Source organism: Mycolicibacterium sp. 624 (assembly GCF_040548615.1).
GTDB lineage: Bacteria > Actinomycetota > Actinomycetes > Mycobacteriales > Mycobacteriaceae > Mycobacterium.
Genome location: NZ_JBEPRZ010000007.1, coordinates 250914 through 275164 on the forward strand (window position 1 = coordinate 250914; position 24251 = coordinate 275164).

The following is a 24251-nucleotide window of genomic DNA, read 5'->3' on the forward strand; positions in this document are numbered from 1 at the left end:
GGACAGCGAGAAGCGGAGCGGGATCGCGCATGACGGACAGCGAGAAGCGGAGCGGGATCGCGCATGACTAGAGTCGCATTCCTGGTGTCCAAGGACCCCGTGACCGAGCACGGCGGTGACATCGAGCTGGCGCGGGTGGTGCTGCGGCTGGCTGCCGAGGCGTTCGATATCCGCGCCATCTGCCTGTCCGATGAGCCTTCCGGCGAACTCGTCACCGATGTCGTCAAGGGCGGCCTGCGCACGCTGCGGGTGGCTCAGCATCCGGTCGACAAGCTCGGGGTGCTCGCCGGCTCGATCCGCAAGCGCCGCAGCCTCGTGCACGTCAGGTTCGACACCGACGAGCTTCTCGAGGCGATCGAGGCCGCCGACGAGGACGTGTTCTTCTGCGAGCACAGCTATATGGCCGAATCCTTCATCCGGAGCAAGCACTTCGGCAAGAAGGGCTTCGTCATCAACACCATCAACACCGAGTCCCAGGTGTGGCTCTCGACGCGGGGCGTGCTGGGCAAGATCGAGGCGCCCCGGCTGCTTCGCGACGAACTCCGAGTGGCCAAGCTCGCCAACGGTGTTGGCTGCTATGAGATCGAGGAAGCGCAGATGTACCGGGACAACGGTGTCCCCGGGGCGCGATTCATGGAGGTGACCCTGCCGCCGATCGAGCAGATCGACGTGTCGCAGACGGGCCGCCGGCTGGTCTTCCTCGGTGGCCGCGACTGGCCGCCCAATGAGGAGGCCTTCCATATCGCACTTCGGTTGTGGCCGCGCATCGCCGAGGGCATACCCGACGCCGAGCTGTGCATCGTCGGCGCGAAGAAGACGGGGTCGACCGATCCGGTGTACCCCGACCGGGTCCGGGATCTGGGCTTCGTCGACGACCTGCCCGAGTTCCTCAAGACGTGCCGCGCGTTGATGGCACCGATCAGGACCGGCGGTGGAGTGCGGGTGAAGCTGCTCGACGCGGCCAGCCAGGGTCTGCCCGTCGTGGGCAGCGGCCCCGCGGTCGGGTCGCTGACAACGCTGTTCGGGATGTCCACGTTCGACGACGACGACGCCTTCGTGGCCGAGTGCCGGCGCATGTTGCTCGACCGGGATGCGGCCGTCGACGTGGGCAAGCAGCTGTACGAGGTGAACCGAAACCACTGGGAGCAGCAGCGTCCGCTCAAGGCCGTCGAGTCGCTGGTGCACGCCGCGCTCAGGTGAGGACGGCCTTCGCGCCGACCCACGGCTGCCAGGTGATGTAGCCGTGCTGGAAGTTCACCCGCACACCCCAGCCCTGCCGGATCTCATCGGAGAGGGCCAGTCCGAGCTGGGGCGTCCACGCCGCGACGATGCCGCCGCCCACGGCGAACGCCCCCGTGGCCGGTGACCACCACACGCGCATCCCCGTCGGCGAGTCCATGTCCTGATACCCGTCCTTGAACGGTGTCTTCGGGACGACACCGAACTGACGGGCCCGCTCGGCCACCGGATTCGGTGACGCGATGATGCCGGTCGGTGTCTCATACAGCGTGCTGCTGGTTCGGGCCTGAGCCCACACCGTAGGAAGCGCCCGATACACCGGGCTGAGCACCTCACCGTAGGACGGGTCGGTGATCGCGCTGAAGCGTTGGAACTCCGGCGTTTTGGGGATGCCCGCGGCGATGGCAGTCTTCATCGTCTGCTGGCTGGCCTTGGGCGTCCAGTCGGTGCGGAACACGCCGAAGACGTCCTCGGGGTTGGTGCTTCCCGTCTTGCGGTCGCGGGTGGTGTGAATCATGATCGGCCCGGCGTAGGGCATCTCCTGCCACTTGGTCATGAGATCGCCGATGAACGCGGCCTGTGTCGCCTCGTTGGCGGCCGTCATCGGCTCGCCGTACTCGCTGGCCCAGATCTTCTTCGCCCCATCGCCGTTGGCGAGCATGATCTGCCGCATGGCGATGACCTGGTTCATCGGCGAGTTGGCGATCGGGTATCCGTCGGAGAACTTGAGCGTGTACTGATACGGGTGAAACGACAGGGCGTCAAAGAATCCCTTGGCGCCCGCGGCGTACATCTGCTGGGTGAAGCTCACCGGGTTGATCAGCCACTGACCCCAGTCGGTGACCGAACCGAGCACGCCGCCGATCACTGTGGCGTTGGGGTCGGCCGCCTTCACCTTCGGGTAGGCGGCCTTCAGGAGATCGGTGTAGCCGGCCGGATCGGGTTTGGGCGCGAAGAACTGCGCCCCGTTCGGCTCGTTCCAGATCTCATACGCCGACACCTTTCCTGCGTACCTGGTGGCGACCTTCGCGGAGAAGTCACCGTACTGGGCCGGCGATGCGGGGCGTCCGGTGATGGCTGGTGCTCCGGGCACCACCGCCCACGCCGGAGTCGCGTTGATGATGCCCATGACGGCCATGTTCCGGCTGACCGCCGCGTTCACCGTGCGGTCGACGTTGGTCCAGTTCAGCTGTCCCTTAACCTGTTCGACGCCCGCCCAGGGGATCATCAGGCGCACCGCCCGCACACCCGTGCTGAGCATCTTGTCGAACGTCACGTTCACGTCGGCATCCGACATGAAGTAGGTGTCGGGATCGTGGAAACCGATGGTGGTGGGAAGCGGCGAGATTCGGGCGGTCGCCGCGACCTCGACGACGCGGGGCTGTAATGCGGGCAGGGCCAACCAAATACTCGCGACCGTCAGTAACCCGACGGTGAAACCGGCGAGGCATTGGGTGGCAATCCGACGACGCGGTCGGCGTCTGAGTCGTCGCACGGATCACCTCAGACTTCCTGGCGTCACCCAACTCGACGAGATCCGGGAGAATCACTGCAGTTACTGCGAGTATGACGGCTCTTTGGCGAAATCCGTTGGGGACTGCGGGGCGTGTCGTGATCTTTGTCGATCTTGATCGACGACGATCAGGAACACCAGCAGGATCGAGAACATCAGGGTCACCTGCTGAATGGTGGCGACCATGTGATCGAGCTGCAGTGCCACGAAGCACATTCCGATGAAGATGCCGCCGAACAGAGCGTTGGCGGTCGAGTCCGACCGAATGGCCCGCCCGCTCATGATGCAGCCGAGGGCGAGTAGGGCGATGAACACGGCGCCGACGATGAGGCCGCCGCGGTAGATCGTGATGAGCGGCACATTCGCCACGAAGTTCAGCGTGAATGCCGTGCCGCCGTCCTTGAACTCGGGCCGTCCCCAGCCGAGCCCGAACAGCCAGTGGCCCGACATCTGGCCGGGGAACGCGCGCAACGCGTCACCGCGTGCGGAGCTGCCTGCGTCGTCGGCGCCGAACGAACTGAAGACGCGCGCTCGTACGGCCGGCGTGAGCATGGCGGCCGTCGCGACGAGACCGATGGCGCCGATGGCGATACCGCGGTTGCGTGCGCGCATGCTGTGGAACAGCAGCACCAGGAACACGCCGACCAGCACGCTGAAGATGGCTGCGCGGCTCAACGTGAGCACGATGGCGACCGAGAGGATGGTCGCGATGACGATGCGTTGGGAGCCGGTCAGTAGGACGACGGCCAGCGCCAGCCCGATCATCATCCCGATACCGGCCATATTGGGGTCCACCCACAGCCCGCCGAGCCGCATGAATCGCTGAGCGCCCTCCTCGGTGTACACGAATCGGCCGGTGTCGACCGCGCCGTATCCGAACGGGCTGAAGAGCTTGATGAACCTGTGATTGGGGTCGGCCGCCACCACGGCAATGCCGAATACGGCGTTGAGCGTGACGAAGTAGACATAGATCCTGCCGAACTTCGCCAAATCGGCAGGAGGAAACCTCAGCAAAGCCACCACGGCCAACGTGGCAATTGACCACTTCACCAATTCCGCGACGTCGATCAGACTTCGCCCGGTGGCGATAACCGACATCCCCGAGACCAGTACGAAAACGATCAGTACTTTTTCCAGCGGGTGAAACGCTGTCGGTTCACCACGATGCACGACGGCCGCCAGGAGTATGCCGGCAGCAAACGGCAGGTACAGCGGAACGTGGATGCCGGGGAAATATCCGAACGGTAGGAATGCGAGCACCACAGCAAGCCCCCAGGCCAGCCACTGAGGGTGTCGTATGCCCACGTACATGCCGATGGCGACGGCGGCGAGCGCTCCGACGGCCAGTACCACCGGCGTACCGCCCGTGATCGCCAGAGCTGCAACGATCGGACACGCGACTACGATGGCGATGCCAGTTAACAGTTCGGAATGCGACCGCATCGCCCGTCTCACGGCACCAATACTCAACGTTGTGTTCGCTGAATGCAACCTCGCCCAGCGAACTCGCAGTGTGCTTTATCGCGGCACTGCCGCTAAGGTGGCTGCGTTGCGGCAAACTACAAGCGAATGGAGATCCCGTTGGCGATCGGGGATTATCTGCGAGCCTTTCGGCGGTTCTGGTGGCTTGTCCTGGTTACCGCACTCATCGGCGCGGGGATCGGCTACGCCGCCGTCTTCCTGAGCACCCCGCAGTACCAGTCGACGGCTCGTCTGTTCGTCACGACGCAGAGCGGGACCTCGGTGGGCGATGCCTACCAGAACAACCTGTTCTCGCAGGAGCGCGTGGTTTCCTACGCCGGACTGGCCACTAGTGAGCAGGTCGCGGCCCGCGCCGTCGACCAGCTGAAGATGCCCATCGCCCCGGACGAACTGCGGTCGAAGATCACCGCGGCTCCGCTGCCCAAGACCGTTCTCCTGGACATCACTGTCACCGATCCGGACCCCGGTCTGGCGCAGACGTACGCCAACGCCGTCGCCGATCAACTCGTGCAGCTGGTCAGCGAACTCGAAACCTCACGTCGCGGGGGGACGCCCGCCGCTGGCGCGATCCTGCTCGACGACGCGAACTACCCGACAGCGCCGGCCGGAATGGGTTTGCTGACCACCGTCGGCCTCGGCTTCGCGGGTGGTCTGGTGGTCGGACTGCTCCTGGCCGCGCTACTCGCCGCCAGCGACTCGCGGCTACGCGCCCGCGACTCGATCGACGCCATCGCCCGCACGCAGTCGCTGGGAAACCTCGTCGAGTACCCGCAGCGGCCCGACGTCGCGGTGGCAGACCTCCAGGCCGGCGGGCTGGCCGCTGAGCGGCTGCGGGAACTGCGGACCAACCTCCAGTTCGCTCGCACACCGGCTGGGCAACGGCCCAGGGTCATCGCGGTCACCAGCCCCTCGCGGGGTGACGGTCGGTCGACCACCGCGATCGACCTCGCCGCCACGTTCGCCGAGGCCGGTCGCTCGGTCCTCCTCGTCGACGGTGATCTGCTCAATCCCACACTCGCCGACGCACTCGCGCTGACCGAGGCCGATCGGACCCGCGCCGGCCAGCGCGGCCTTGGCACGGCACTGGCCGGCGACCACGACGTCGCCGAGGCCGTCATCAACTCCCCGGGCGGTAATGCGTTCGCGCTGCTGCCCGCCGGCCCCTCACCTGCCACCCGACGGCAGCTGTGGGGCGATGAGAACGCGCCGCGGCTGATCGACTCACTGCGCGGTGCGTATGACTACGTGGTGATCGACACCCCGCCGCTGACGACGTGTTCGGACGGCGCCGCGGTGGCAGCGCTGGGCGACGGCGCCATCGTGCTCGCCCGCATCGGACACACCAAGACCAAACCGCTGCGTGCGGCGCTGCAGGTGCTCGACGCGGCCAACGCCGGTCTGCTCGGGACGGTCGTCACCTGCGAGCCCGGACATCGACGCGAACTGTCGAAGCCGGCGCAGACCGAGGCGAAGTCAGAGGCGAAGGCCCCGAGCGCCGCGCCGAAGCCCGCCGCCGCCGAGACGCGGCAAGCGGGTGACGACGCTGCCGGGGACACCACGGAATCCGTCAACCAGGCCGGATCCACCAATCAGGCGGGGGCGCACCGGATGTCCGGTGCCAAGCGCGAAGGTCTGTGACCTGGTGGCCTGGCGGATGGTGTCCTGCGCGGTAGTGGCCGCGACCCTCGTCGGAGGATGCACGTCCGCCACACCCGAGGCGGCCGCACCGCCGGTGCAGGCTCCCGCTGTGAAGACGTTCGCGCCCCTGTTCGACGGTGCCGCCACGCTCGGCCCCCCGGATCTCACCGATGACGGACCGGGCTCGCTGGTGTCAATCGAGGTGATGCACGGCAGCGAGGAACTCGAGGACGCCGACGCGACGTACGCCCGCATCGTCTACCGCTCCACATCCGGTATCGATGACGCCCCCACGGAGGTGTCCGGTGTCGTGGCGGTCCCGCCGGGAACACCACCCAAGGGCGGGTGGCCCGTCATATCCTTCGGTCACGGCACCACCGGCGTCCTGAACAAATGCGCGCCAAGCCGTTTCCCGACGCTTCCCGGCAACGGTTTCATGATGCAGGCGATGATCCTCAACGGCTTCGCCGTCACGATGACCGACTACCAGGGTTTGGGCGTGCCAGGCTTCTATCACCCGTTCCTTGACGGGAAGACGTTCGGCAACAACATGATCGACGCCGTACGCGCGCTGCGTCGGGTGGGCGCAGACATCAGCACGCAGTGGGTGGCGTTCGGTCACTCGCTGGGCGGTATGGCCGCATGGGCCGCAGCCGACCGAGCCGGCGAGTACGGCAGGGGACTGGACCTGATGGGAACGCTGTCGATGGCACCGGCCGCGGATATGGCCGGACTGGCGGATGCGGCGTGGAACGGCACCATGACCGCGGATCAGCGCGTGGCGATGGTGTTCGTGCTGCAGTCGTTGGCGTGGTCGCATCCCGATCTGGACCTCGACCGCTATCGGCGCGGCTACACGGCGCAGAACTGGGACGCGCTGCTGGACTGCCTGCCTCCGGACCTGGACGACATTCTGCGGGTGCGCTCCAAGATGACGAACGCGGACCTGCGGCCGGAGGCGCCGGCGGACAGAGACCGCCTGCGGGATCTGTTGGCGGAGATGGCTTTACCCCAGCAGAAGCTGACCACGCCGATGATGGTGGTGTACGGGACCGAGGACACGCTCGTCGACCTGCCCTGGTTCGAGCAGGCCGTCTCCCGGGCGTGTGCGCAGGGCGATCACATCCAGATCGAGAAGAGCATCGGCCAGGGCCACAGCGACCTGGACAGTACCTACGGGCTGCCGTGGCTGCGGGACCGGCTGTCGGGCCAGGCCATCCCCAACTCCTGCACGGGCCAGGCGTGAGGCCGCCGGTCGGCGTCCCGCGCGTGCGCGACTACTGGCGCATGCTCGTCCGCAGCTGGCTGGTGATTCTGTGTGCGACTGGCCTTTCCGCGGGTGCCGCCGCCGCAGCCGGAGTGTTCCTGGTGGACCCGGTCTACGCCGCGTCGACGCAGGTGTTCGCCGTCGTGCCCGGGGACGCGCAGACGCACGCGGCCTACGAGGGTAACCGCGGGGCCAGCGTGCGGGCTCAGACCTACGCCGCGCTGGCCACATCCTCGATCGTGACACTGCGGACCATCGACGAACTCGGTCTGCAGGAGACCCCCGCCGAGTTGGCCGAGCGGATATCCGTCCGGTCGGTGCCAGACACTCTCTCGCGGTTCAATTTCCCGGTCTCCGTGCTGATGGGCGTCACGGTCACCGGCGGCGACCCCGATGGCACCGTTGCCGTCGCGAACTCCGTGACGGCCAATCTCATCGCGGCATCGGAGGAGCTGGAGTGGCACGACTCCGCAGCCGGCCCCGCGCTTTTGCTGATCGATGACGCCAAGTCCGCACCCGAGGTCCCCCGCCCCTGGTGGAGGGATGCCGGGACAGGCGCCGCACTGGGTCTGGTGCTGAGCGCTCTGGCGGTTCTCGCGCTTGGGGCGGGACGCGACAGGATCCTCGATCGCGACCAGATCGGCTACCTCGCAACCGGTTCCACCGTCGGCGAGAGGTCGGAGGACGCGCCGTGAGCAGGGCCAGAGCCGCCATCGGCATCCTCGCGGTGATCATCGTGTGCGTCCCGCTGCTCGGCGGCTGCGGACAGCGCACTATGACGCCGGCGCCGCCGGCCACCGACGTATCGAGCATGTCGGGTGTGCCGCTCGAGGGTGACTTCACCGGTTCCGGCGGTGGAACGCTGAAGCTGGCCGAAACGCTGGCCACGGTCGATCGCCGTGTGCTCAAGGTGACGTCGGTGGCAGCACGCATCGAGTACGAGTCGAAATCCGGTATCGACGGCAGCGCCCAACGGGTGTCGGGATCGGTGTTCGTGCCCAAGGGCAACCCGCCCGATGGAGGGTGGCCCATCGTCGCGATGGGGCACGGCACCACGGGTGTGCAACACGACTGCGGGCCCTCGCTGTGGCCGAACCTCCTCGGCGCCTCCGAGGCCGTCGTCACCCTGGTCAACGCCGGGTTCCTGGTCACGATGCCGGACTATCAGGGCCTTGGCCTCGACGGGACCTATCACCCGTACCTGGACTCCACGACCGTCGGCTACAACATGATCGACAGCGTCCGGGCGGCCAGGAAGCTGGTCCCCAGCGCATCCGACCGCTGGTTAGCGTTCGGCTCCTCACAGGGTGGCCAGGCCGCGTGGGCCGCCAATGAGTTGGCGGGAGACTACGGGCAGGGTATGGAGTTGGTCGGATCGGCAAGCGTCTCGCCGGCCGCCAACGTCGTGGGCCTCGCGGATCAGGCCGCCGCGGGTGAACTCACCATGGAGCAGGCCTCTGCGCTGCAGTGGGTGCTGGTGGCCCTGGCGGCCGAACATCCCGACTTGGACCTCGACGACTACCGGCGGGGGATCGTCGCGCAGAAGTGGGATGTCCTGTCGGCGTGCGCCGGTCCGCTCGTCGCGCAGCGGACGGAGATCACCACCAAGGTGACGCCCGATGATCTTCGCCCGTCCAGTCAGGATGCGACCAATCGCCTCCGCGACTACCTCGGCCAGATGAGCCTGCCGAAGACCAGGGCCGCCGCGCCGCTGCTGGTTCTGTTCGGCGAGTTGGACAAGGTTGTCGCACCGCAGTGGACGAGTGAGGCCGTCCGGCGGGCCTGCGAGTTGGGTGGTGTCGTCGAGGCGTATCTGGTTCCCGGACGCGGCCACGACGATATCGACGGTGGGGCCGCCCTGAACTGGGTCAACCAGCGCTTCGCCGGGGTCGAGGCGAAGAGTTCCTGCACGTTGGCCGACGGGCCGGTTCTGCAGCTGAGTCCCAAGCAGTGGTACGAGGAATGACGGCGGGCGCCAACGGGTCAGGTGGCCGGTGACGCGTCGCAAGCCTCTCCTGATCGCGGTGCCGCTCGTCATCGTCGCCATCGTCGCCACGGCGGCAGTCCTGCTGACCGGTCGCGCCGGGGTGGACCGAGCTGGCGATGCACCGGCGCCGGAACCGATTGCGTCCGCTGATCTTTCGGGTGACGGACCTGGCACATTGGTGAGCGCGGTCAAGATGGCCGACTTCGATCGCACGAACTTCGGCCGGTCGATTCGCTCGGCCCGGGTGCTGTACCGGTCCACCTCGGGTGACGACGGCGCGCCCACCGTGGTGTCGGGGACCGTGTTCACACCGATGGGCACCCCGCCGGCCGGAGGATGGCCGATCGTCTCGTTCGGCCACGGCACGCTGGGCTGGCAGGAGCGCTGTGGTCCGTCGCTGTCGGTGACGCTGCTGGGTCAGGTCGAGGCCGTGCAGGGCTTCATCAACCTCGGCTACGCGGTCGCGATGGCCGACTACCAGGGCCTCGGGTCGGAGGGCATTCATCCCTACAGCGACGCGAAGACGGCCGGTCTCAACATGATCGACGCAGTGCGGGCCCTGCGACGAACCTTCGACGGAGTGTCCGACCGGTGGGCCGCGATGGGGGGTTCCCAGGGTGGGGGAGCCGCGTGGGCGGCCAATGAGCAGGCCGCGATCTACGCGCCGGAACTCGATATGGTCGGTGCCGTCGGGATGTCACCCGCCGCCGATGTCACCGGGCTGGTGGACAAGGCCATCGCGGGCACCCTGACGCCGGATCAGGGACCCGTGCTGCAGGGCATCCTGTACTCACTGGCCCGACTGCATCCCGACCTGAACCTCGACGACTACCGGCACGGCGCGGCGACGCGCTACTGGGATGTGTTGTCGGCGTGCGGTGGCGCCGATGTGCACGCACGGGCGAGCGCGACCAGGGAGCTCGGGCCCAATGACTTCACACCCAGCACACCCGAGGCGGCCGACGTCCTGCGCGCCTACCTGCTGGCGTGGGCGCTGCCCCAGCGCCCGCTGTCGGCGCCGCTGTACATCGGGTTCGGCGGGCGGGACACGTTCATCGACCCGGAGTGGACCGTAGCCGCGATCGAGCGAGCCTGCGCCCTTGGCGGAGTGGTGAACTGGCAAGAGGATCCAGCCGCCGGGCACGGCGACGTGGAGTGGACGGACGGACTGCGCTGGCTCGACGATCGATTCAAGGGGAGGCCGGTTGTCAATGAATGCCCGTAGAAATCCCGATGGGGACAGCTCTATCTGGCGGCGGTTGCTCATCGAGGCCAAGTGCACCGTCAAGCGTCGGATCGCCAAACCCGGTATCGCAGTGGACGAGCCGGCGCAGCCCTACCTGGTGGTACCGATCCTGGGGCAGTCCAACGCCTTCGGCATGGGGCTTGGCCTGGATCCCGAGGGTCTCGACCGGGCGCATCCCGCGGTCCACCAATGGGCGATGAGCGGGCCGTCCAAGGGCACAGCGGTCCTCGGCGTCGACCCCCTCTTCCACGAAATCCCGGCTGGGCGAGTCGGGTTCGGTGTCACGTTCGCCAAGCGGCTGGCAGATGAGACCTCCAGGTCGGTGCTGCTGATCCCGGGGGCGCGTGGTGACACGTCGTTCACCCCCAAGAACGGCTACACCTGGGACGGCGAGGACCGCTCGACACGGGTCAATCTGTACCGGCAGGCCGTGGCCGCCATTGACGCCGCGCTGGCCAGGTTCCCGGGCAGTGAGGTGGCCGCGGTCCTGTGGCACCAGGGCGAGACCGACGTGCCGCTGATGCCACCCACCACCTACCAGGGCAAGCTCGATGGTCTCATCGCCGATCTGCGGACGCGCTACGGCGCCGACACGCCCATAGTGCTCGGTCAGATGGTGCCCGAGGAGATGGAGCGCAGCGGCAAACCCTACGACGGGATCGACGCCGTGCACCGTGACACCCCGAATCGATTGCACCGCACCGTCTTCGTTCCCGGGCCGCGGTCCGCGTTCAACAGTGAGACGGACCGGCACTACAGCGCCGCCGGTCTGCGCGAACTGGCCGACCGGATGTGGTCGGCCTACCACGGGATGTGTTCTGAGTCCCTCGCCCGCTACCGGGCCGACGCCCAGGGAATCACAGGGAACTGAGGGGAGAGGTCTGCCGATGCGCCTTCGCCTACTACTCGCGAGTTCGTTCGCCGTCGTCATCGTTGCGACGGGGTGTGGTCAGAGTGCGCCGGCCGAGGCACCCGAGGCCGGCGCCGCCGCAGGTGTGGCGCTGCCGGGCCAGCTGGGCGGCGACGTCGCGGGCTCGCTGCTGTCGGCCAGCACCATGCCGACCCTCGATCGCCGGCTCAGCACGGCAGCGTCCGTCGCGGCCCGGATCACCTATCTGTCGACATCCGGTATCGACGGCAGTATCAGGGAGGTGTCCGGAACGGTGTTCGCCCCGGCGGGTACCGCACCTGAGGGGGGATGGCCGGTGATCGCCTACGGTCACCCGACCACCGGCACGCGCCCGGAGTGCGCGCCGTCGCTGGACCCCATGCTGCTGGGCATGTCGACGACCGTCACGGGTCTGGTCAAGGCCGGCTACGTCGTGGCCGTGTCCGACTACCAGGGGCTCGGTGTCGATGGCAGCCACCACCCCTACCTGGACGCCACCACCGAGGGCTACAACCTGATCGACTCCGTACGCGCCGCACGCAAACTGGTGCCCGCCGCGTCCGGCCGGTGGGCCGCGTTCGGCGGATCCCAAGGCGGCCAGGCGGCCTGGGCCGCCAATGAACTGGCCGCCCAGTACGCGCCGGAGCTGGAACTGGTCGGCTCGGCCAGCTACTCGGCGCCCCTGGCCATCGACGGTTTCGTCGACGCGGCCGTGGATGGAACGCTCACCACTGAGCAACGGATGGTCTTGTTGCAGGTCCTTGGCGCGCTGTCCGACGAGTCGGCCGACTTCAGGCTCGACGACTACCGGCACGGTTTGGCCAAGGACCAATGGGATGTCCTCATGGCGTGCAAGGGCCCGCAGGTGCGGGAGCGCGACGAACTCGCCAACCAGGTGTCGAATGACGACGTGCGCCCCACCGACCAGGCAGCGGTCGATCGGCTTCGAGTCCGGCTTCAGGCGATGTCCCTGCCGAAGGCGCCCGCAACGGCTCCGCTGCTGATTGTCTACGGCGGCCAGGATCAACTGGTGCCGCCGGTGTGGACCGACCGCGCCATCGACGCGGCGTGCCGGCGCGGTGACATCATCGCGATCGAGCTGCAGCCCGACCGCGGCCACGCCGACGTCGACGGCGGGACGGCCTTTCCCTGGATCAATCAGCGGTTTGCTGGTGACCCGGCGCGCAATGACTGCCCGGCGTTCATCGGACCGCAGCAGTAGGGTCGGGGCGATATCTAGGGGATGGGATTGATGCGCAAAACGCTGCGGAGGGTGTTGCTGACACTCACCACTGCGGTCGGGATCATCGCGCTCGGTGTTTCCCTGCCGGTGTCGTGGAAGGCCGCGAACGAGGTGATCGGCCTGCTGTCGAGATCGGGTGCGCAGGCAGTTCCGATCGCGCATGCCGACCTCACCGGAACGGGCCCCGGCGCGCTGGTCTCCGCCGTCACGATGCCGGACCTCGCGGCCACCGTCGAGGGAATGCGTCAGCAGTCGGCGCGTGTGACGTACCGGTCCACGTCGGGGGACGACGGGTCGCCGACCGTGGTGTCCGGTGCGGTGTTCGTCCCCCTGGGACCGCCGCCGTCGGGTGGCTGGCCGATCGTCGCCTTCGGTCATGGAACCACGGGCATCGACGAACCGTGCGGGCCGTCGTTGTCGAGTTCCCTGATGGGTACATCGCCTGTCGTTGCGGGGTTGACCGGCAAGGGTTTTGCCGTGGTGATGCCGGACTACGAGGGGCTGGGTGCGCCCGGTGTGCATCCCTACACCGACGCGCGCACGGCCGGGTTCAACATGATCGACGCCGTCCGCGCGCTGGGGCACACGTTCAAGAACGTGTCGAATAAGTGGGCGGCACTGGGACACTCCCAGGGTGGGGGCGCGGCGTGGGCGGCCGACGAGCAGGCTCGCGAGTACGCGCCGGAACTCGATCTCGTCGGCGCGGTGGCGCTGGCACCCGCCGCCGATGTCAGCGGCCTGGTCGACAAGGCCGCGGTCGGCACCCTGACCCAAGACCAGCGTCTGGCGTTCACGCTCGTGGTCGAATCGCTGGCGCGCCGCTTCCCCGACGTGAACCGCGACGACTACCGACGCGGCGGGGTCGCGCAGTCCTGGGACGTGCTGACCGCCTGTGCGGGAACACTTGTCGAACAACGGCCGGCGGCGTCTGCACGGCTGGCGCCCGCCGACATCAAGCCGGTCACCGGAGAGGCCGCGGCCCGACTGCGCGAGCCGCTGGCACGGTGGGCGTTACCGAAAGAGCCGCTCTCGGCGCCGATGTACGTCGTCTACGGCAGTGCCGACACCCTGATCGACGCGCAGTGGACAACCGATGCGATCGCGCGGGCGTGCGCGCTCGGCGGCACGGTCGAATGGGATCTTCAATCCGGAAAGGGGCACGGCGACATCGACTTCGGCGAGGCGCTGACGTGGATCGTCGAGCGATTCGCCGGCAGACCCGTGGTCAATGAGTGCCCCTAGTCAGGCGGAGCATGTCGCGGCTTAGGCGATGCCTCACAACGGTGCAAGCCCTCGTCGTGGTGCTCATCGTCCTGCTGGTCGACATGGGGATCAGCGGTTATGTGCTGTTCGCGAACGCCAAGGTCGACGAGTTGCAGCGGGTGGACGCCATCATCGTGCTCGGTGGTGAGCACGACGGTCGAGAGCAGTACGCGCTGAACCTCGCGCGCGCCGGATGGGCGCCAACCGTCGTGATGTCCAATCCCTACCGCGCGGGAGACCCCGTGATGGCCCGGGCATGTCGGGAGTCACCCGACATCGAGGTGATCTGCGAGCGTCCCGATCCGATGACCACCCGTGGGGAGGCGATCCTGATGCGGCGGCTGGCGCAGGAGCGCGGCTGGTCGAACATCATGGTCATCAGCTGGCGCTATCACCTACCGCGGGCCAGGCTGGTTTTTCGCCAGTGTTTCTCTGCCGAACCGGGCGCGGCGGTCATGGTCGCGGTACCGCGGCGCTATCACTTGTCGCTACTCGGGTGGGAATACATTTTTACATACCAATGGGCTGGACTCGCGAAAGCGGTCGTGCAGGGCGAATGTTCTTGACCAGGCGATTCACTGAATATGTGGCGTTGTCTGGCAAACAGTGTCATAGTGTTACCTGGCTCGGGGGCCAGCTAACGATTACTATCTTCCAGCAAACAGGAGGTGTGGCGACTCTTGTCGGTGGCAGACGAGATTTTCGCTCCCGCCCGGACACCGTTGAGCGCGGTTAACACCCCGGCCGGACTGCAGTGGCAGCGACGGTACGTCCTCGCGTTGGTCCTCAGTGACGTGATTGTGGTCAGCGTTTCGCTGGCCTGTGCGCAGATGGTGCGCCTTGGTCGACCGATCACCGCGGGGGACCCGGCGTCGATCTACTTCCTCATCTTGTCGATGTTCGTCGCCGCCATCTGGCTCGCACTGCTCGCGGCCTACCGCACCCGATCGCCGCGCATCGTCGGCGCCGGCGTCGAGGAGTATCGGCGGGTGGTCTCCGCGACGCTGGCGACCATCGGCGTCGTCGCGGTCGCCCTGATGATCTTCCGGCCCGAGTACGCGCGTGGATACCTCGCCGTGGCCTTCCCGCTCGGACTCGCGGCGCTGCTGGTGGGCCGCAACGTCTGCAGGAGTTACCTCGCCAGGCAGCGCCGTCGTGGGCGCTGCGTCGTCACGGTTCTGGCCGTCGGTGACATCAGGGCGGTCCGCAGCCTCGTCCAGTCCCTGACCCGGGGCTGGGGATATGGCTACTCGGTCGTGGGCGTGTGCCTCACCGGGCACACCTCGGGCGGCAGCATCGACATCCCCGGTGTCGGCACACTGCCGGTGCTCGGTGACGAGGGCAAGGTGCACGACGCCATCCTCAAGACCAATGCCGACACCGTCGCGCTGACCACCACCGACCATCTCGGTCCCGAGGGTGTTCGCGAGATGTCTTGGAATCTGCACAAACTCGGCGTCGATCTGGTGGTCACCCCGGGCGTCGTCGACGTCGCCGGTCCGCGTCTGACCATGCGTCCGGTGGCAGGCCTGCCCCTGATTCACGTCGAGAAGCCTCAGTACAGCGGAACCAAGAAGGTGCAGAAGCTGGCGTTCGACTACGTCGTCTCGGTTGGTGTCCTGCTCTGCGCGCTGCCTGTCATGCTCGCCTCCGCGATCGCCATCAAGCTCACCAGCCGCGGCCCGGTGTTCTACCGGTCCGAGCGGATCGGCCTCGACGGCAAGCCATTCCAGATGATCAAGTTCCGCACGATGGTGGACGGCGCCGACAAGCAGGTCGACAGCCTGCGCAGCGCCAACGACAGCGTCGGTGGCGTGCTGTTCAAGGTCAAGGACGACCCCCGCGTCACCGCGGTCGGCAGGCTCCTGCGCAAGTACAGCATCGATGAACTGCCGCAGTTCTTCAACGTGCTGCACCGCGATATGAGTGTTGTCGGCCCCCGGCCGCCGCTGCGCCGCGAGGTCGACACCTACAACGATCAGGTCCGCCGCAGGCTTCTGGTCCTGCCGGGTATCACCGGGCTCTGGCAGGTGAGCGGACGTTCGGATCTGTCGTGGGAGGACTCGGTCCGCCTGGACCTGTCATACGTCGAGAACTGGTCGATCACCAACGACGTGCTGATCGCGGTGAAGACCGTCCGTACGGTGGCGACCGGCTCTGGCGCCTACTGACAGCAAATTTCCAGCAACGCTATCGGCGTCCCGATGCGGATAGACGCTGGATTTCTTCGCAAATGGCGTCCAGAAACGTCAATTTGATCTTGTTTACATTCCTATTTCCACGCGTCCTAGGCTAGTGACATGGCCCACGAGTTAGATCGCATCGCGCTGGACGAGACCGCACTGAAAACCGCCTGCGCGATACCGGGTCCGATGTGGCGCCGCCTCGACGTGATCGCCGAAGCCGGATCGACCAACGCCGACCTGATCGCACGCGCATCCGCGGGTGAGGACATCGCGGGAGCGGTGTTGATCGCCGAGCACCAGACCGCGGGCCGTGGCCGCAACGGCCGCACCTGGGCGGGCGTGCCCCGTGCGCAGATCGCCATGTCGATGGGCGTGCCGACCACCGACATACCGGCCGGTGCGTGGGGGTGGGTGCCGCTGGTGACGGGACTGGCCGTCGTCGACGCCGTCGCCGAGGTCGCGGGCGTCACGGCGGGCTTGAAGTGGCCCAACGACGTCCTGGCCGGCCCCGATCGGCAGAAACTCGCGGGCATTCTCGCGGAGGTGGCCTCGCCCGCGTCGGTGATCGTCGTCGGCGTTGGCCTCAATGTGTCGCTCGACGCCGACGAGCTGCCTGACCCGGCGGCGACATCCCTTCAGGTGCTCGGCGCGCACGACCGCGACCGCGCGGCACTGGTCGGTGCTCTGCTGGCGCACATGGCGCGCCGCATCGATGCGCTGCGCACGACCGGGGGAGCCGACGCCCGACTCCTCGAGGAGTACACCGCCCGCAGCCTCACGATCGGTGCACGCGTGCGCGCGACGATGCCCGGGGACCGTGAGGTGGTCGGCGACGCGCTCGCGGTCGACGAGCAGGGCAGGCTGCGCATCGACACCGGCAGTGACGTCGCCGTCGTCTCGGCGGGTGACATCGTGCATCTTCGACCCGTGTAGCGCCGCGCGCTGGGTACTGTCACACCGTGGGATACCCGGACAACGTGTTGGCGGCCGACGAACGCGTCGTGCTGCACCGCCATCCGCACTGGAAGCGGCTGATCGGTCCCGTGCTCATCCTGCTGCTGGTGACGGCCCTCGCGGCGTTCGGCGCAGCTGTGGTGAACAACACCGCCTGGGACCAGATGGCCAAGAACATCGTCATGATCGTCATCGGCGTGATCTGGCTGATCGTCGTGGGTTGGCTCACCGTGTGGCCGTTCCTCAACTGGCGGACAACCCATTTCGTCATCACCGATCGGCGGGTGATGTTCCGTCACGGCCTGCTGACCCGGGCCGGCATCGACATCCCCCTGGCGCGGATCAACAGTGTCGAGTTCCGCCACGGACTGCTCGACCGGATGGTGCGCACCGGCACCTTGATCATCGAGTCAGCAGCTCAGGATCCCCTTGAGTTCCACGACATCCCCCGCGTGGAACAGGTTCACTCACTGCTGTATCACGAAGTCTTCGACACCCTCGGCTCGGAGGAGTCGCCCAGCTGATCACGTCGCACGTGCGGCCGGAGCGGAGTCACCTTGCCGTTCTGCGTGCCAGCCGATTTGCCCAGCTGATGGTGGCGCTCGAAGTCGTCCTCGAGAACCTCGGCGATACCGCCGGCCGTCATCGTCGCCTCGATGGCCTTGTCCGGAGCGCGGCCGAACTCGTCGGGGAACACCCAACGGCGAAACGCCCAGAACCGGAACGCCATCTGCAGCAGATTGCCGATGATGTACGCCGAGATGAAGTCGGCGATGTTCTCGACCGTGAGCGACACCTCGGGCACCCGTAGCCCGAGAACGTAGCTGGAGAAGTACAGCGGGGCCATGGCCAGCACCACCCCGACACCGCTGACCCCGAAGAACAGCAGCGCCTCGTGATGCCGCTCGCGGCCGCCGCGGTCGCGGAAGCTCCATTCCCGATTCAGGATGTAGGACGCGATCACGGCGACGACGCCCGCGATGATCTTGGCCGTGACGGGCTTGGGCTCGAGGATGGTGAGCTTGAGCGTGAAGAAGATCGCGGAGTCGATGATGAACGTCGTCCCACCGACGATCGCGAACTTGATGAGTTCATGGTGCCGCTCGGCGAATGGCCGGATCACGCGGGGTAGCCGCGCAATGGTGGCATCAGCGAAAGACACAAATGGTGAGTGTACGGAAATCACGTGCCCGACGTGTACCCGTGCAGGTCGCGGCCTATACAGCAGGCCGTGCAACGGACCGTCCAACAGGCCGTCAGGATTGCCGTTGAGGGCGTGACACCATTGGCACCGTGAGCGCACCCCCTGTCGTGGCGATGATCGGTGGCGGCCAGCTGGCCAGGATGACCCATCAGGCCGCTATTGCACTCGGCCAGACCCTGCGGGTGCTGGCCGCCACACCCGGTGACCCCGCGGCTCAAGTCAGCCCCGACGTGGTGATCGGCGCCCATACCGATCTCGAGGCGCTGCGGCGGGCCGCCGCCGGTACCGCGGCTCTGACGTTCGACCACGAGCACGTCCCGACCGACCTGCTCGACATTCTGGTTGCCGAGGGCGTCAACGTTGCCCCGGCGCCACAGGCGCTGATGCACGCCCAGGACAAGCTCGTCATGCGCAGGAGGTTGGAGGAGCTCGGAGCGCCGATACCGCGCTTCGCGGAGGTCACCGATCCCGCTGACGTGGACGCGTTCGCTGCCCGTGTCGGCGGCCCCATCGTGGTCAAGACCGCCCGCGGCGGTTACGACGGCCGAGGGGTCACCCTGGCCAAGGATCTCGCCGAGGCGCGGGAGACCGCGCAGCGCTACCTCGCCGACGGTGCGCCCGTGCTGGTCGAGGAACGGGTGGACATGCGGCGCGAGCTGTCCGCGCTCGTTGCCCGGTCGCCGTTCGGGCAGGGGGCGGCCTGGCCGGTGGTGCAGACCGTCCAGCGCGACGGCATCTGCGTCGAGGTCATCGCACCCGCACCGGACCTCACCGGAGATCTGGCTGCCGCTGCGGAGCAGCTGGGTCTGCGGCTGGCGGGTGAACTCGGTGTCGTCGGCGTGCTCGCGGTGGAACTGTTCGAGACGACCGATGGCGGGCTGCTCGTCAACGAACTCGCGATGCGACCGCACAACTCCGGTCACTGGACGATGGACGGCGCAGGCACCAGCCAGTTCGAGCAGCATCTGCGGGCGGTCCTGGACTACCCGCTGGGCACCACCGGGCCGATCGCGCCGGTGACCGTGATGGCCAATGTCCTGGGTGCGCCGCAGGCGCCGACGATGGCCATGGACGAGCGGCTGCATCACCTCTTCGCACGGATTCCCGACGCGAAGGTGCATCTGTATGGCAAGTCGGAGCGCCCGGGCCGCAAGATCGGCCACGTGAATATCCTCGGTGGGGCGCACGGCGCCCTGGACGACGAGGCGTATGTGGCCGACGTGCGGGAGCGGGCGACCCGCGCCGCGCACTGGTTGTCACACGGCATATGGACGGATGGATGGGACCCGCATGGTGAGTAAGGCGCGCGTCGGCGTGATCATGGGCAGCGACAGTGACTGGTCGGTCATGGAGGACGCCGTCACCGCGCTCGCCGAGTTCGAGGTGCCCTTCGAGGTCGGCGTGGTGTCCGCGCACCGCACACCCGGACGGATGCTCGACTACGCGCGCGGCGCCGCGGCGCGGGGTATCGAGGTCATCATCGCCGGAGCCGGCGGCGCGGCCCACCTGCCGGGCATGGTCGCCTCCGCGACGCCCCTGCCCGTGATCGGCGTTCCGGTGCCGCTGGCGCGCCTGGACGGGATGGACTCGCTGCTGTCGATCGTGCAGATGCCCGCGGGCGTTCCGGTCGCGACGGTGTCGATCGGTGGCGCACGCAACGCAGGCCTGCTGGCCGTGCGGATCCTCGGCTCAGCGGATGCGGGCCTGCGCGAGCGCATGGAACGCTTCCAGGCCGACCTTGAGGCGATGGTGTTGCAGAAGGACGCTGCTCTGCGCGACCGCTTGCTCGGTGCGCCCGGCGCAGAGGGTAAAGTTACTGACGAGTAGCTAGGAGTTCACGCATGGCGATTGGCAATCCGTCCTTCGACGTCTTCAAGTTGTCCGACGAGCACAACGAGTTGCGCAGCGTTTTGCGCTCCCTGTGCGAGAAGGAGATCGCGCCGTATGCGGCCGATGTCGATGAGAAGGCCCGCTACACCGACGAGGCGCTCGCGGCGCTGAACTCATCGGGTTTCTCGGCGATCCACATCCCCGAGGAGTACGGCGGCCAGGGTGGCGACTCCATCGCGGCCTGCATCGTCATCGAGGAGGTGGCCCGGGTCTGTGCCTCCTCGTCGCTGATCCCGATCTGCAACAAGCTGGGCACGATGGGTCTGCTGCTGCGCGGCTCGGAGGAACTCAAGCAGCAGGTGCTGCCCTCGATCGGCGCGGGTGAGGCCTCAGCGTCGTACGCGCTGTCCGAGCGCGAGGCCGGTAGTGACGCCGCTGCGATGCGCACGCGGGCCAAGGCCGACGGCGACGAGTGGGTGCTCAACGGCTCGAAGTGCTGGATCTCCAACGGCGGTCACTCACAGTGGTACACCGTCATGGCCGTCACCGACCCCGACAAGGGCGCCAACGGCATCTCGGCGTTCGTCGTGCACGAGGATGACCCCGGCTTCAGTGTCGGGCCCAAGGAACGCAAGCTGGGCATCAAGGGATCGCCGACCACCGAGCTGTACTTCGAGGACTGCCGGATCCCCGGTGACCGCATCATCGGCGACCCGGGTACGGGCTTCAAGACCGCGCTGGCGACGTTGGACCACACCCGTCCGACCATCGGCGCGCAGGCCGTTGGCATCGCCCAGGGCGCGTTGGATGCGGCGATCGCCTACACCAAGGAGCGCAAGCAGTTCCGCAAGGCGATCAGCGACTTTCAGAACACGCAGTTCATGTTGGCCGACATGGCGATGAAGATCGAGGCCGCTCGCCTGATGGTCTACTCGGCGGCGGCGCGCGCTGAACGCGGGGAACCCGACCTCGGCTTCATCTCCTCGGCATCGAAGTGCTTCGCCTCCGATGTCGCGATGGAGGTGACCACCAACGCCGTCCAGCTGTTCGGCGGCTACGGCTACACCGTGGACTTCCCGGTCGAGCGCTACATGCGTGATGCCAAGATCACCCAGATCTACGAGGGCACCAACCAGATTCAGCGCGTCGTCATGTCGCGCGCGCTGCTCAAGTGACCGCCTGCTGACTACGTCAGCTCGGTGGTGACCTTCTCGGTCTGCACGCGTCGATCGCGCTGCCCGGCGTCGGGATGAGCCACCTGTACCAGTGATGCGCCCGCGGCGAACACCGCGAGCATGTTGTTGACGACATCGTCAGCGGTGTCCCATGAGGCGCTGGACAGCACACGATCAGTGCCGGTCCAGCCGCGCGACGCGGCGTGCGCCGTTGCCGCAGCGAGAGTCTCGGTCACCGATCGGCCCGCCAGGGCCGGGCCCGGGTTCGGCTCCGGGGTGATGCCGTCACCGTGCACCCGCACCGACGTGGCGTAGTCGGTGATGCCGAAGGGCAGTCCCTCGACCGGCTTGCCGAACGCGTCCAGCGACAACGCGACCACCTCACCGCCCGGCACCACTGCGGCGTCGGCCTCGTCGAGACGGTCGGCGGTGCAGCAGGCGATATCGCACTCACCACCTCCCAACACGACCTCGGCACCGATGTACCAGATGCCGAACAGGACGCCGACGGTCTGCCAGTGCGCGGGAAGTGCCAGTCCGACACGGGTTCCCGCGCCCGCGCCGAGTTCGTCGCGCAGCAGGTTGCCGGTCTTGGCGGCCCAGTTCGACAGCGTCGCGGCCGAAAGCTCGATGCGCTCACCCGTCGCGTCGTCGTAGTAGGTGATGAACGGTGCTGCGGAATTGGACGCGAGCAGCGGGTCGAGGACCGCGCCGGTGACTGTCAGCTCACGCACGCAGGATCATCCGATCCGGCGGTGAGAACCGGTGATGGCAAAGGTGCCTGGACGGGGGCCTCGCCGGCCGCCTGATCCACCGTCTGGCCGGTGTCATCGGTTCCCAGGCCCGAACCGGGGCCGGTGTAGTCATCGGCGAGCACCACTCGGACCGTTCCGGGGGGCACCGCGGTGTTCTCGACGATCTGCAGGTTGCCCAGATCCCTCGAGACGGCTTGGGCGCCAAGGTCGTCAGACTTCGCGGCCTGCACCTGACTGGTCGGCACACGCTCGGCCTCGTTGTTCCCGACGTGACCCTCGATGAAACCCTTGCCGGTCAGAATGTTCGACACCGCGGCGGCCAGGCCGTTGATGTCGGAGTCGTTGACGACTTCGGTCGTGGTCTTGTCCGGCGAGTAGGCGATGACCTCGGTCTTGCCCTCGTCCTGATCCTTGAGCAGACCGTTCACCCACTCGCGCACCGCATCGGGGTCAACCCGAACGACGCTCTGCATGCCGTCGTCACTCCAGCCGTCCTCCTGCAGAACGGGAATCGTCGCGAAGGCGACGTTGCCCGCCGCCAGTTTCTGCAACTGGTCGACGAACTCCATGATGTTCCAGCCGTCCGAGAGCACCACCGATCGCTGAACTGCCTGCTCGAGACGGTTGAGCGTGGCCGGGCTGGACAGCGTCTTGCTGGAGATCACCTGGTGGGCGAGCGAGGCCATCACCGACTGCTGACGAGTGACACGGTCGAGATCGCCACGCGGGAGGTCATGACGCTGGCGGACGAAGCTCAGCGCCTGGGGGCCGTCCAGCTTCTGCCAGCCGGCGGGGAAGTCCGCACCCGAGAGTGGTTCGTAGACGGGGTCCTTCAGGCACACGTCGACACCGCCGAGGGCATCGGTGATCAGCGAGAAGCCGAGCAGGCCGATCTCGGCGTAGTGGTCGACTGTCACCCCGGTCAAGTCGGCGACCGTCTCGATAAGCGCCTCACGGCCGGCTTCGACCGCCTTGGGCTCGGCAGTCGCCGGATCCTCACCCTCGACCTCGACGAGCTGTTTCATCTCGTCGAGTTTCACCGCGCCGAACACGCCGTTGATCTTCGTCTTGCCGAAGCCGGGCGCCGCCACGTACGAGTCGCGGGGAATCGAGATCGCGGTCGCGGACTTACCGTTGTTCGGGATTCGGATGAGGATGATGGTGTCGGTATTGGTCGCCACGTCGTCACCGGCGCGCAGCGTGGCCAACTCCTCGGGGGACAGCGGGTTGCCGTGTGCGTCGGTGCGGCTGTCCATACCGACCAGCAGGACGTCGATGGCTCCGTCCTCGCCGCCACCGCCGAGCGCCTCCGCGCTGATGTGGTTGATGCCGGACTCGAATGAACGGATCTTGCCCCAGGCGACGCCGGTGCCCACGACGACCACCGACGCTGTGACCACGGCGATGGTGCGGGCAATGCGACCTGACATCAGCCCAGGCTACTGGCGAGGTGCCCGCGAAGTGGTTAGCGCCGACCGGCGTGCCAGACTCGAGTACATGGATCAACGTGTGGTCATCACCGGTGCAGGAGGACTCGTCGGACGGGTTTTGGCAGCTGAGGCGGGTCGCCGCGGCCACGAGGTCCTTGCACTTTCATCATCCGACTGCGACGTCACCGACGCGACGGCCGTCGAGCGTCACATCTCGGCCGGGGACGTCGTGATCAACTGCGCGGCCTACACCAGGGTCGACGACGCCGAGCGTGACGAGGCCAGGGCGACGGCTGTCAACGCGACCGGCGCGGAGAACGTCGCACATGCCTGTGCGCGCGCCGGAGCCGATCTGGTGCACATCTCCACCGACTACGTGTTCAGCGGTGACTTCGGTGATGAGGCTCGTCGCCCCTATGAGATCGATGACCTGACGGGCCCACTGAGCGCCTACGGACGCAGCAAGCTCGCCGGTGAGTTCGGGGTTCTGACCGCCATGCCGGACGCGTTCATCGTGCGCACCGCCTGGATCTTCGCGGGCACCGGTTCGGACTTCGTGGCGACCATGCGGCGAAAGGCGGCGGGTGACGAGACCATCGAGGTGGTCGCCGACCAGATCGGATCGCCCACCTACGTCGGCGATCTCGTCGAGGCCCTGCTCGAGGTCGCCGAGGGCACCATTCGGCAGCCCGTGTTGCATGCCGCCAACCTGGGTGAGGCGAGTCGCTGGGAGCAGGCCCGAGCGGTGTTCGAACTCGCCGGTGCCGATCCGGAGCGTGTGCGACCCGTCGACAGCGAACGCCACCCGCGCCCCGCGCCACGGCCGCCTTACTCGGCGCTCGGGTCGCAACAGTCGACCGAAGCGGGCCTGACTCCGTTGCGGCACTGGCGTGAGGGGCTGGCAGACGCCATGTCGATGCCGCTGTCGGAGTAGCTGAAGCGTCGCGGTC

At 67.4% G+C, this 24251-nt stretch carries 22 protein-coding genes; 17 read left to right on the forward strand and 5 right to left on the reverse strand.

The window, feature by feature from the left end; genetic code table 11:
• Nucleotides 1–63: 63 nt before the first annotated feature.
• Nucleotides 64–1200, forward strand: a complete 1137-nt coding sequence (locus tag ABIA65_RS25995) for a glycosyltransferase (protein ID WP_354525349.1) — start codon at nt 64–66, stop codon at nt 1198–1200.
• Here the strand turns inward: ABIA65_RS25995 and ABIA65_RS26000 are convergent.
• Nucleotides 1193–2734: a cellulase family glycosylhydrolase gene (locus ABIA65_RS26000; protein ID WP_354525350.1), complete on the reverse strand. Its 1542-nt coding sequence runs from the start codon at nt 2732–2734 to the stop codon at nt 1193–1195. The two genes, ABIA65_RS25995 and ABIA65_RS26000, sit on opposite strands and share 8 nt — an antisense overlap.
• 60 nt (nt 2735–2794) lie before the next feature.
• Entirely contained in the window at nt 2795–4207 is a 1413-nt protein-coding gene (locus ABIA65_RS26005; RefSeq protein WP_354525351.1) for an O-antigen ligase family protein, read from the reverse strand.
• Between the two features lie 114 nt (nt 4208–4321).
• Between ABIA65_RS26005 and ABIA65_RS26010 the strand changes: the two genes are divergently transcribed.
• The 12 genes from ABIA65_RS26010 to ABIA65_RS26065 all read left to right on the forward strand — a co-directional run bounded on the left by ABIA65_RS26010 (nt 4322) and on the right by ABIA65_RS26065 (nt 17431).
• Nucleotides 4322–5872 (forward strand): tyrosine-protein kinase domain-containing protein, encoded by a 1551-nt coding sequence (locus ABIA65_RS26010; RefSeq protein WP_354525352.1) that lies wholly within the window; start codon nt 4322–4324, stop codon nt 5870–5872.
• On the forward strand, nt 5850–7118 hold the full coding sequence (locus ABIA65_RS26015) for a lipase family protein (RefSeq protein WP_241400472.1): 1269 nt from the start codon (nt 5850–5852) through the stop codon (nt 7116–7118). The genes ABIA65_RS26010 and ABIA65_RS26015 overlap by 23 nt, the downstream gene beginning before the upstream one ends.
• Nucleotides 7115–7834 (forward strand): YveK family protein, encoded by a 720-nt coding sequence (locus tag ABIA65_RS26020; protein ID WP_354525353.1) that lies wholly within the window; start codon nt 7115–7117, stop codon nt 7832–7834. Before ABIA65_RS26015 ends, ABIA65_RS26020 begins: the two co-directional genes overlap by 4 nt.
• Nucleotides 7831–9105, forward strand: coding sequence for an alpha/beta hydrolase (locus tag ABIA65_RS26025; RefSeq protein ID WP_241400470.1), 1275 nt, complete (start codon nt 7831–7833; stop codon nt 9103–9105). Before ABIA65_RS26020 ends, ABIA65_RS26025 begins: the two co-directional genes overlap by 4 nt.
• Before the next feature lie 28 nt (nt 9106–9133).
• Nucleotides 9134–10351: a lipase family protein gene (locus ABIA65_RS26030; RefSeq protein ID WP_354525354.1), complete on the forward strand. Its 1218-nt coding sequence runs from the start codon at nt 9134–9136 to the stop codon at nt 10349–10351.
• On the forward strand, nt 10338–11243 hold the full coding sequence (locus tag ABIA65_RS26035; protein ID WP_354525355.1) for a sialate O-acetylesterase: 906 nt from the start codon (nt 10338–10340) through the stop codon (nt 11241–11243). The genes ABIA65_RS26030 and ABIA65_RS26035 overlap by 14 nt, the downstream gene beginning before the upstream one ends.
• Before the next feature lie 16 nt (nt 11244–11259).
• Nucleotides 11260–12483 (forward strand): lipase family protein, encoded by a 1224-nt coding sequence (locus ABIA65_RS26040; RefSeq protein ID WP_354525356.1) that lies wholly within the window; start codon nt 11260–11262, stop codon nt 12481–12483.
• 30 nt (nt 12484–12513) lie between these two features.
• A complete protein-coding gene (locus tag ABIA65_RS26045) occupies nt 12514–13746 on the forward strand; it encodes a lipase family protein (protein ID WP_354525357.1) in 1233 nt (410 codons plus the stop codon).
• Nucleotides 13747–13787: 41 nt separating this feature from the next.
• Complete coding sequence (locus ABIA65_RS26050) at nt 13788–14333, forward strand: YdcF family protein (RefSeq protein ID WP_354525358.1); 546 nt, start codon at nt 13788–13790, stop codon at nt 14331–14333.
• A 120-nt stretch (nt 14334–14453) separates the two neighbouring features.
• Nucleotides 14454–15938 carry a sugar transferase gene (locus ABIA65_RS26055; protein ID WP_241400464.1) on the forward strand — a complete coding sequence of 495 codons (1485 nt, stop codon included), beginning with the start codon at nt 14454–14456 and terminating at the stop codon, nt 15936–15938.
• Between the two features lie 129 nt (nt 15939–16067).
• Complete coding sequence (locus tag ABIA65_RS26060; protein ID WP_502919617.1) at nt 16068–16886, forward strand: biotin--[acetyl-CoA-carboxylase] ligase; 819 nt, start codon at nt 16068–16070, stop codon at nt 16884–16886.
• A 26-nt stretch (nt 16887–16912) separates the two neighbouring features.
• The gene (locus ABIA65_RS26065; protein WP_241400463.1) at nt 16913–17431 is read left to right on the forward strand and encodes a PH domain-containing protein; all 519 of its coding nucleotides are present in this window, start codon (nt 16913–16915) and stop codon (nt 17429–17431) included.
• On the opposite strand, the gene ABIA65_RS26070 is transcribed toward ABIA65_RS26065, so the two are convergent.
• A complete protein-coding gene (locus ABIA65_RS26070) occupies nt 17386–18069 on the reverse strand; it encodes a GtrA family protein (protein ID WP_241400462.1) in 684 nt (227 codons plus the stop codon). The genes ABIA65_RS26065 and ABIA65_RS26070 overlap by 46 nt on opposite strands.
• A 131-nt stretch (nt 18070–18200) precedes the next feature.
• On the opposite strand from ABIA65_RS26070, the gene ABIA65_RS26075 reads away from it, so the two are divergent.
• Genes ABIA65_RS26075 through ABIA65_RS26085 form a run of 3 tightly spaced genes read left to right on the forward strand, consistent with a single transcriptional unit; the run spans nt 18201 to nt 21116 of the window.
• Nucleotides 18201–19412, forward strand: a complete 1212-nt coding sequence (locus tag ABIA65_RS26075; protein WP_354525359.1) for a 5-(carboxyamino)imidazole ribonucleotide synthase — start codon at nt 18201–18203, stop codon at nt 19410–19412.
• Complete coding sequence (gene purE / locus ABIA65_RS26080; protein WP_241400461.1) at nt 19402–19938, forward strand: 5-(carboxyamino)imidazole ribonucleotide mutase; 537 nt, start codon at nt 19402–19404, stop codon at nt 19936–19938. Before ABIA65_RS26075 ends, purE begins: the two co-directional genes overlap by 11 nt.
• Nucleotides 19939–19952: 14 nt before the next feature.
• Nucleotides 19953–21116, forward strand: coding sequence for an acyl-CoA dehydrogenase (locus tag ABIA65_RS26085; protein ID WP_354525360.1), 1164 nt, complete (start codon nt 19953–19955; stop codon nt 21114–21116).
• 11 nt (nt 21117–21127) lie between these two features.
• Here ABIA65_RS26085 and ABIA65_RS26090 read toward each other — a convergent pair whose 3' ends face one another.
• On the reverse strand, nt 21128–21850 hold the full coding sequence (locus tag ABIA65_RS26090; RefSeq protein ID WP_241400459.1) for a TIGR03089 family protein: 723 nt from the start codon (nt 21848–21850) through the stop codon (nt 21128–21130).
• Complete coding sequence (locus ABIA65_RS26095) at nt 21838–23301, reverse strand: LCP family protein (protein WP_241400458.1); 1464 nt, start codon at nt 23299–23301, stop codon at nt 21838–21840. The genes ABIA65_RS26090 and ABIA65_RS26095 overlap by 13 nt, the downstream gene beginning before the upstream one ends.
• A gap of 67 nt (nt 23302–23368) precedes the next feature.
• Here ABIA65_RS26095 and rfbD point away from each other — a divergent pair, with 67 nt between their 5' ends.
• Nucleotides 23369–24235, forward strand: coding sequence for a dTDP-4-dehydrorhamnose reductase (gene rfbD, locus ABIA65_RS26100; protein ID WP_241400457.1), 867 nt, complete (start codon nt 23369–23371; stop codon nt 24233–24235).
• Nucleotides 24236–24251: the final 16 nt, after the last annotated feature.